The organism is Kosakonia sp. H7A (genome assembly GCF_003028445.1).
GTDB lineage: Bacteria > Pseudomonadota > Gammaproteobacteria > Enterobacterales > Enterobacteriaceae > Kosakonia > Kosakonia radicincitans.
The window spans coordinates 1-754 of record NZ_PYTZ01000034.1; the positions used below are offsets into that span (position 1 = coordinate 1).

Consider the following 754-nt stretch of genomic DNA (forward strand, 5'->3'; position numbering starts at 1 on the left):
TGCCGCAGCACGCGGATGCCGCAAAGTGGATGCCACCAAAAGGAACGGGCGCCGCAGGGCGCCCGTGTCTTGTCGCGTTGCGCGTGGCTCAGCCGCCGCGCGGGCCACGATGGCCGCCACCCGGACGACCACCGCCGGGACGGCCTGCACCACCGCCCGGACGGCCGCCGCCACCGGGGCGGCCACCGCCACCCGGACGCGGGCCGCGGTTCTGCGCACCACCCGGGCGTCCACCGGCCGGACGGGCCTGGCCATACGGGTTGAAGCCCGGCGTGGCGTGGTCGGACGGGAAGCTCGGCGCATTGCCCGGGTGGCCATAGGGATGCTTGTTGCCCTGCGACCTGCCCTGGCCCTGGCCTTGGCCGCCCTGGCCCTGCGGACGACCGGTGTTGCCGCGCGCACCGGCCGGCTTGTTCTTTCCATACGGGCGCGGCTGCGCGTTGCCGCGCGCACCGCCCGGGCCCGCGTTGCGGTGGCCGCTGGGGCCGGTGCTCACGCCATCGGGCACGTACCAGGTGCGGAACGCGGCCGGGTTGCCATCCGGCAGCGGCTTGGGACCCTTTTCCTTGCGCTGCTTGAACGGCTTCTGCGATTGCTTGGCCGCCGCTTCGCCGCTCACCGTCAGGCCGCCCTTGAAGCCGCCGGGCTTGCCGCGGCCACCGCGGCCGCGATCCTCGCGCAGGGTGTCGAAGCGGCGCAGCTCGCGGCCTTCGTCGGCGGTGTTGTGGCCGTTGACATAGGCATTGCGCGGGCC

At 74.5% G+C, this 754-nt stretch carries 1 pseudogene; it reads right to left on the minus strand.

Annotation, left to right across the window (positions count from 1 at the left end):
* Nucleotides 1-88 precede the first annotated feature (88 nt).
* Nucleotides 89-754 (minus strand): annotated as a pseudogene (locus CWM66_RS27935) (hypothetical protein); the annotation flags it as partial.